Below are 7,774 nucleotides of genomic sequence, written 5' to 3'. Positions count from 1 at the left end.
GTCGTCCAGGCACACTTGCAGGCGTTCGACGGGCGTGTCTTCATCGACCGGCAGCCAGGCCGCGCCGGCCTTGGCGATCCCGGCCTGCATCACCAGCAGCTCTATGCCGCGCGGCAGCCACAGGCCGACGATGCGGCCCGGCCCTACGCCGGCCTCGATCAGCCGCGCCGCCACCAGGTCGGCCTGGGCATCGAGTTCGGCGTAGCTAAGGCGCCGCGCGCCGAAGATCAGCGCCGTCTGCTCCGGCGCGCGGCGCGCGCTCGCTTCGAGCAGGTCGGCCAGGATTTCCTCGCGCAGCAAATCGGCGCGGAAGGCGCCGTACAAAATATCGGGATGCAGGTGGGTGGATGGCGGTGGGACGAGATCGTTCATGGTGACGCTTTTCGGTGTGGTAAGGCTGGGTGCTGCCGATACATGGTGCCGCATGGTGTTACATGGTGCGACGTGCCGCCGCGGACCGACATATTCCCGCTGCGGCGCCGCGCGCGGCCAGTGTAAGCCATCGCACGGCAAAACAATGGTTCCGTTTGCGTCGCCGGCGGCCTGCGCTAGCGCTGTCATTGTACGGCAAGCGATGGCCCCGCCATAGGGGGATCGGGCGCCAGCCCACCCTTCCCGGCGCAATAGTTGGTAACAAATTGTGTGGGGCGGGGCCGCTAGGCGCGGCGGGCTTGCAGCCATTACAATAGGAACCAGGCTGTCCCGTACTTCACGCTGGTTTTTTGAAGGAGTAGCATAGTGCCGACCCGACCTGTCATCATCCCCATGCTGTTCGACGATGCCGTCGCCGCCTACGAACAGGTACGCGCCATCTACGACGCCAACATCGACTATCTGCGCGAGAGCATGCGCCGCTTCGTCGCCGGCGAAGAATTCACCGAGCATGTGCGGGCCTGCTATCCCTTCGTGCGCATCCACACCGATACGGTGGCGCGCGCCGATTCGCGCCTGTCCTTCGGTTTCGTCGCCGGCCCCGGCACCTACGAAACGACGCTGACGCGGCCCGATTTATTCGCCAGCTACTACCAGCAGCAATTCAAGCTGCTGCTCAAGAACCACGGCGGCAGCGGCCAGGTGCAGCTGGAGGTGGGCGTCAGCGCGCAACCGATCCCCATCCACTTTTCCTTCGCCGAACACGATCACATCGAGGGCAATATGAGCGCCGAGCGCCGGCTGCTGATGCGCGACGTGTTCGACCTGCCCAACCTGGCGGCGATGGACGACGGCATCGCCAACGGCACCTACGAAACGCCGCCCGGCGAGGCCCAGCCGCTGTCGCTGTTCACGGCGCCGCGCGTGGACTACTCCTTGCAGCGGCTGCGCCACTATACCGGTACGGCGCCGCTGCACTTCCAGAAGTTCGTCCTGTTCACCAACTACCAGTTTTATATGGATGAATTCATCAAGCTGGGGCAGCAGCTGATGACGCAGCCCTTGGCGAACGGCGGCGGCGATGGCGGCGGCGACGAATACATCGCCTTCGTCGAGCCGGGCAACCTGGTCACGCGGCGCGCCGGCTGCGCCGCCCAGGCCGGCGACGCGCTGGGCGCGGCCCCGCCGCGACTGCCGCAGATGCCGGCCTACCACCTGATCCGGGCCGACGGCAGCGGCATCAGCATGGTCAACATCGGCGTCGGGCCGGCCAACGCCAAGACCATCACCGACCATATCGCCGTGCTGCGCCCGCACGCCTGGCTGATGCTGGGTCACTGCGCCGGCCTGCGCAACACGCAGCAGCTGGGCGACTACGTGCTGGCCCACGGCTATGTGCGCGAAGACCATGTGCTCGACGAGGATTTGCCGCTGTGGGTGCCGATCCCGCCGCTGGCCGAGGTGCAGGTGGCGATCGAGGCGGCGGTGGCCGACGTCACGCAGCTGACCGGCCACGATTTGAAGCGCGTGATGCGCACCGGCACCGTCGCCAGCACCGACAACCGCAACTGGGAGCTGCTGCCGCAGCGCACCCCGGAGCGGCGCTTCAGCCAGAGCCGCGCGGTGGCGCTGGACATGGAAAGCGCCACCATCGCGGCCAACGGTTTCCGCTTCCGCGTGCCCTACGGGACGCTGCTGTGCGTGAGCGACAAGCCGATGCACGGCGAGATCAAGCTGCCCGGCATGGCCAACCAGTTTTACCGCGACCGCGTCGACCAGCACCTGCGCATCGGCATCCGCGCCGTCGAACTGCTGCGCGAGCTGGGCGTGGACAAGTTGCACAGCCGCAAACTGCGCAGCTTCGCCGAGGTGGCCTTCCAGTAAACGGCCCGCAACAAACGTTTTCATTTTCATAAAATATCTGGCACTATCGCCTGCGGCACTGGTTTTGTGGCGAACGGGGATGGTATGAAGAAAACGGGAATCGGTGCTTGGTTCAGGCGCGTGGTGATGGCCATCGCGGCCTTGCTGGCGTTGCTGTTGCTGGGCGCGTGGCTGTTCTTGCGGGGCAGCCTGGCGCAGCTCGACGGCCATCGCCGCGTGGCCGGCCTGAGCGCCACGGTCAGCGTCGCGCGCGACGATCACGGCGTGCCGCTGATCCGTGGCGCCAACCGGCTCGACGTCGCCTACGCCACCGGCTACGTGCACGCGCAGGAGCGCTACTTCCAGATGGATTTGCTGCGCCGCTCCGGCGCCGGCGAACTGGCCGAGATGTTCGGTCCGCGCGCCGTGCCGCTCGACCAGGCGCACCGCCTGCACCGCTTCCGCGCGCGCGCCGAGCTGGCGCTGCTGGCGATGCCGGCGGCCGACCGCCTGCTGCTGGAGCGCTACACGGCCGGCGTCAACGACGGCCTGGGCCAGCTGTCGGCGCGGCCGTTCGAATATGTGCTGACCCGGGTCGCGCCGCGCGCCTGGTCGCCGGCCGATTCGCTGCTGTGCATCTGGGCCATGTACTTCGATTTGCAGGGCGGCCAGGAAGCGCGCGAACTGGCGCGCGGCTGGTTGCGCGAGCACAGCACGGCCGAACAGCGCGCCTTCCTGGCGCCGACCGCGTCGGCATGGGACGCGCCGCTGGACGCCGACCGGATCGCCGTCACGCCGGCGCCGATGCCGGCCACACCGCCGGCCTGGTGGGGCCGGCCGAAAACGGCGCCGGCGCGGCAGGTGGCCGCCGCCGCCTTCCTCGATACGGTGGGCAGCAACAACTGGGCCGTCGCCGGCGCCCGCAACGGCACCGGTGGCGGCGCCATCGTCTCCGACGATATGCACCTCGGCCTCCAGCTGCCCGCCACCTGGTACCGGCTGGCCTTGCAGTTCCCCGACGCGCAGGGCGTGATGCGGCGCGTGGTCGGCGTGACGCTGCCCGGCATGCCGCTGGTGGTGGCCGGCAGCAACGGCCGCGTGGCCTGGGGCTACACCAACAGCTACGGCGATTATCTGGACCTGATCGCGCTCGACACCGACGCCGCCAGGCCGGGCAAGGTGCGCACGCAGGCCGGCTGGGAAACCCCGGCGGCGACGGACGAAACCATCCTGGTGAAGGGCGCGCCGGCCGTCACGCTGACGGTGCGCGAGACCACGCTCGGCCCGCTGCGCGTGGCCATGGGCCGCAGCTACGCCATCCACTGGAGCGCGCACGCGCCGGTGGCCGCCAACGCCAATTCGGGCCGGCTGGAAACGGCCGACACGCTGGACCAGGCGCTGGCGATCGCGCCCACGCTGGGCATCCCGGCGCAGAATTTCGTCGCCGGCGACGCCCAGGGCAATATCGGCTGGACCATCGCCGGGCCGCTGCCGCGGCGCGCGCCGGCCGGCGACGCCAGCACCTATCCGCTGGCGGCCGACGACCCGGCAGGCGTGTGGGACGGCTGGCTGGCGCCGGACGAGTATCCCCGGGTGCGCAATCCGGCCGGCGGCCAGCTGGCCACGGCCAACAGCCGGCAGCTGGCCGGCGCCGGCGCGGAATTGATCGGCGACGGCGGCTTCGACCTCGGCGCCCGCACGCATCAGGTGCGCGACAACTTGACGGCGCTCGGCGCCAGGACCGATGTGGCGGCCGTCTATGGCGTGACGCTGGACGACCGCGCCATCTTCATGGGCCAGTGGCGCGAGCGCGCCATCGCGGCGCTCAGCGTACCCGACGCCGACGCCACCGCCGGCCGGCCGCAGCGCGCCGAAGCTTTGCGGCTGTTGCGGGAAAGCTGGAGCGGCCGCGCCAGCGTCGACTCGGTCGGCTACCGCATCGCGCGCGGCTACCTGTTCGCGCTGTACGACATCGTGTACGACAACGCCAACGGCCAGCTGGCCGCCATCGACGCCCGCGCCAGCATGGCCGCCATCACGTCGCGCTGGCCGGTGGTGCTGGCGCGCCTGCTCGACGAGCAGCCGGCCGCCTGGCTGCCGCCATCCTACGCCGACTGGCGGCAAGTGCAGCTGGCCGCGCTCGACCGCGTGATCGCCGATTTGAGCAAGGACGGCGAGCCGCTGCTGGCGGCCACCTGGGGCCGGCGCAACACGGCCCCCATCGCCCACCCGATCGCGGCGGCGCTGCCGGCGCTGGCGCGCTGGCTGTCGGCGCCGGCCGACATGCTGCCCGGCGACAGCCACATGCCGCGCGTGGCCGGCCCCAAGTTCGGCCAGTCGGAGCGGATGACGGTGCAGCCGGGGCGCGAGGAGCAGGGCTTGTTCAACATGCCGGGCGGGCAGAGCGGCCACCCCTTGTCGCCGTATTTCCTGCTCGGCCACGCGGACTGGGTGCGCGGCACGGCCACGCCGCTGCTGCCCGGCGCCGCGCAACACACGCTGGTGTTCAGCCCATAGGGGGCAGGGCGGCGCGCGCGATTGGGCGTATCATCGTTTGATGCCGCACCTGGTCCATCCCCCGCAGCCATCGCAAGAGGAAGGCATGATTAAAGATTTCGCCGAAGCGTCGCGCGCGACGATGGCGTTCCTGCGGGAGCGCTGCGGTTTCCAGCTATGGATGGTCACGCGCGCCGAGGGCGAGGACTGGATCGTGCTGCACGCCGACGACCACGGCTACGGCGTGCGCGCCGGCCAGGTCTACCGCTGGACCGATTCCTTCTGCTCGCGCATGGTGCGCGGCCTGGGTCCGCGCGTGGCGCCCGATTCGGCGCGGGTCGACAGCTACGCGGCGGCGCCGATCGGCCGCCTGGTCGACATCGGCGCCTACATCGGCATTCCGCTGACGCGCGCCGACGGAGCCTGTTCGGCACCCTGTGCGCCATCGATCCGTTGCCGCAGCCGGGGGCGATCCTGGAACAGCAATCGATGCTGGAACTGATGGCGGCGCTGCTGTCGGCGTTGCTGAACGCCGAGCTGGTGGCGGCCGAGGCCACGCGCCGCGCCGAACGGGCCGAGGCCGACGCCACCCGCGACGGCCTGACCGGCTTGTACAACCGGCGCGGCTGGGACTTGCTGATGCAGCGCGAGGAGTTGCGCTGCCAGCGCTACGGCCATCCGGCCTGCGTGGTGTCGATCGACCTCGATGGCTTGAAATTGACCAACGACCGCCACGGCCACGCGGCCGGCGACGTGCTGCTGGTGCGCGCCGGCGAAGCGCTGCGCCAGGCCACGCGCGCCAGCGACGTCGCGGCGCGGCTGGGCGGCGACGAATTCGCCCTGCTCAGCGTCGAATGCGACATCGACGATGCGCGCAATATGGCGGCGCGGCTGCGCACCAGCCTGGCCGATTTCGGCGTGCAGGCCTCGCTCGGCGTGGCCACGCGCGGCCCGGAGATGACGCTGTACCAGGCTTTTGAACTGGCCGACGCGGACATGTATCAAGCCAAGCGCCACGGCAAGCTGCTCGGCGCGTGAGCTTGTGCGAGATGGGAGGCGCGCGGACGGCCGCGGCGCGAGGCGGTTCTGGCCCGGCACGGCCGCCGTCAGCGGTAACGGCTTTCCATCAAATCGATTTCCCGCACCAGCTTGCGCGACGTGTCGTCCGACAGCCGGCCCTCGCGCGCCAGCTCGAACACGGCGTCGCGTTCCGCTTGCAGCGCCGCCAGCCGCAGCGCGCATTCGGCGCGGTCGGCCTCGCGGTATTTGGCGCGGTCGTCGCTGCGCGAGGCCGCTTCGTTGAGGCGGTGACGGTACAGCGCGATCACGCGCGCCGCCGCCTGCGGATAGACGTCCGGTTCGGCCGCCAGCGGCATCTGCGCGATCTGGGCTTGCTCGATGGCGGCGATGGCGGCGCTGGCGGCGGCCTTGCGGGCGCGGTCCTCCTCGACCTGCTCGTGCGGCTCGCCGGGGAAGTGCATGCCGTTGAGCAGCAGCGGCAGCGCGGCGCTGGCCACCAGCAGCGAAATCAGGATCACGGCGCTGGCCAGAAAAATCACCAGGTCGCGCGCGGGGAAGGGCGTGCCGTCGGCCAGGGCCAGCGGCAGCGTCAGCACGCCGGCCAGGGTGATGGCGCCGCGCGCGCCGGCCACCGACGTCGCCAGCAGCAGGCGCGGATTGATTTTCAACCGCGGCTGGCCGCGCGCCTTTTGCTTGTAGATGGTCAGCCGCAGCGAAGCCCACACCCACAGGCAGCGCAGCAGCAGCAGGCCGGCGCTGATGGCGAACGCGTACACGGCCAGCCACCACGGGTTGACGTGGCCGCCCTGTTCGATCGACATGCGCGCGCCATGGAAGATGCGCGGCAACTGCTCGCCGAGCAGCACGAACATGGTGCCGTTGAGGGTGAACTGCACGGTGTCCCACACGGCCGAGCGCTGGATGCGGGTGGCGGCCATGGCGTGGCCGCTCAACTCCACGTAGCTCATCGTGATGCCGGCGGCGACGGCGGCCAGGATGCCCGACGCGTGCAGCCGCTCGGCCATCAGGTAGGCGCCGAAGGGCAGCAGCAGGTTGACCAGGATGGCCGAGCCGCCCGGCTCGCCGAAGTGGCGCGTCAGCCAGGTCTGGGCGCGCGCCACGGCCAGCGTGATGGCGACGCCGACGGCCACGCCGGCCACGGCCAGCCACAAAAACGTCAGGCCGGCCGTGGCCAGCGACAGGCTGCCGGTCATGGCGGCGGCCACGGCGAAGCGGAAGCAGACCAGACCGCTGGCGTCGTTCAGCAGCGATTCGCCTTCGAGGATGTGCATCAGCCGCTTCGGGATCGGGGTGCGCTTGGCGATCGCGCCCACGGCCACCGGGTCGGTCGGCGAAACGATGGCCGCCAGCGCGAAGGCGACCGGCAGCGGCATGGCCGGTATCATGGCGTGGATCAGGAAGCCGGCGCCGGCCACGGTGAACACGACCAGGCCCAGCGCCAGTTCCAGGATCACGCCCTTGTCGCGCAGCAAGCCGCTTTTGGGAATGCGCCAGCCGTCCAGGAACAGCAGCGGCGGCAGGAACAGCAGGAAGAAAATGTCCGGCTCCAGTTCCACCCCGTGCGGCGTCACGCCGACCACCAGCGCGCCCAGCGCGATCTGCAACAGCGGCAGCGGCAGCGCCACCGGTATCAAACGCACCAGATAACCGCTCGCTATCACCGCCAGCAACATCGCCAGCACCACTTCTATCGCATCCATCGTCATCCTTTATACGGTCGCGCCGCCGGCGTGGCGGGCGGCTTTATTATAAAGGAGCAAACTTGGTGGAGAAGCTCACAAAGATTGTTGACCGGAACTATCGGCCCTGTCATAATACCCCCTCTCCGCGGGAGTAGCTCAGTTGGTAGAGCGCAACCTTGCCAAGGTTGAGGTCGAGAGTTCGAGACTCTTCTCCCGCTCCAGATTCGAAAAAAGGAAGCCCCCGGGCTTCCTTTTTTTACGTCCGTGTCGCGTCCGCTTCCCGGCCAACGGCGGGCGAGCGTTGTATATCCTCCTCTGCG

The 7,774-nt window shown here is 69.6% G+C and carries 6 protein-coding genes and 1 tRNA gene; 5 read left to right on the top strand and 2 right to left on the bottom strand.

Going from position 1 to position 7,774, the window contains the following annotated elements:
- Window positions 1–372, bottom strand: a 372-nt coding sequence (locus Q0S71_RS08995; protein ID WP_295994041.1) for an AMP-binding protein, incomplete at its 3' end; no start/stop codon positions are given.
- Window positions 373–765: 393 nt separating this feature from the next.
- On the opposite strand from Q0S71_RS08995, the gene Q0S71_RS08990 reads away from it, so the two are divergent.
- From Q0S71_RS08990 to Q0S71_RS08975, 4 genes are all read left to right on the top strand, one after another.
- The gene (locus Q0S71_RS08990) at window positions 766–2,256 is read left to right on the top strand and encodes an AMP nucleosidase (RefSeq protein ID WP_295994043.1); all 1,491 of its coding nucleotides are present in this window, start codon (window positions 766–768) and stop codon (window positions 2,254–2,256) included.
- 84 nt (window positions 2,257–2,340) lie between these two features.
- On the top strand, window positions 2,341–4,752 hold the full coding sequence (locus Q0S71_RS08985) for a penicillin acylase family protein (protein WP_295994040.1): 2,412 nt from the start codon (window positions 2,341–2,343) through the stop codon (window positions 4,750–4,752).
- Window positions 4,753–4,837: 85 nt separating this feature from the next.
- Window positions 4,838–5,233, top strand: a complete 396-nt coding sequence (locus Q0S71_RS08980; RefSeq protein ID WP_295994039.1) for a hypothetical protein — start codon at window positions 4,838–4,840, stop codon at window positions 5,231–5,233.
- Window positions 5,221–5,769: a GGDEF domain-containing protein gene (locus Q0S71_RS08975; protein ID WP_295994038.1), complete on the top strand. Its 549-nt coding sequence runs from the start codon at window positions 5,221–5,223 to the stop codon at window positions 5,767–5,769. The genes Q0S71_RS08980 and Q0S71_RS08975 overlap by 13 nt, the downstream gene beginning before the upstream one ends.
- Window positions 5,770–5,837: 68 nt before the next feature.
- On the opposite strand, the gene Q0S71_RS08970 is transcribed toward Q0S71_RS08975, so the two are convergent.
- Window positions 5,838–7,472 carry a Na+/H+ antiporter gene (locus Q0S71_RS08970; RefSeq protein WP_295994037.1) on the bottom strand — a complete coding sequence of 545 codons (1,635 nt, stop codon included), beginning with the start codon at window positions 7,470–7,472 and terminating at the stop codon, window positions 5,838–5,840.
- A 127-nt stretch (window positions 7,473–7,599) separates the two neighbouring features.
- Between Q0S71_RS08970 and Q0S71_RS08965 the strand changes: the two genes are divergently transcribed.
- A tRNA-Gly gene (locus Q0S71_RS08965) sits at window positions 7,600–7,675 on the top strand.
- Window positions 7,676–7,774: the final 99 nt, after the last annotated feature.

The sequence above is a fragment of the Rugamonas sp. genome (genome assembly GCF_025354735.1).
In the GTDB taxonomy this organism is placed as follows: Bacteria; Pseudomonadota; Gammaproteobacteria; order Burkholderiales; family Burkholderiaceae_D; genus Rugamonas.
This window is presented reverse-complemented; position numbering and strand designations above follow the sequence as displayed.

Excerpts from the sequence above, each read along its gene's own strand:
- Q0S71_RS08980 (WP_295994039.1), top strand. The coding sequence starts at position 4,838 with ATGATTAAAGATTTCGCCGAAGCGTCGCGCGCGACGATGGCGTTCCTG.
- Q0S71_RS08990 (WP_295994043.1), top strand. The coding sequence starts at position 766 with ATGCTGTTCGACGATGCCGTCGCCGCCTACGAACAGGTACGCGCCATC.
- Q0S71_RS08970 (WP_295994037.1), bottom strand. The coding sequence starts at position 7,472 with ATGGATGCGATAGAAGTGGTGCTGGCGATGTTGCTGGCGGTGATAGCG.
- Q0S71_RS08975 (WP_295994038.1), top strand. The coding sequence starts at position 5,221 with ATGCTGGAACTGATGGCGGCGCTGCTGTCGGCGTTGCTGAACGCCGAG.
- Q0S71_RS08985 (WP_295994040.1), top strand. The coding sequence starts at position 2,341 with ATGAAGAAAACGGGAATCGGTGCTTGGTTCAGGCGCGTGGTGATGGCC.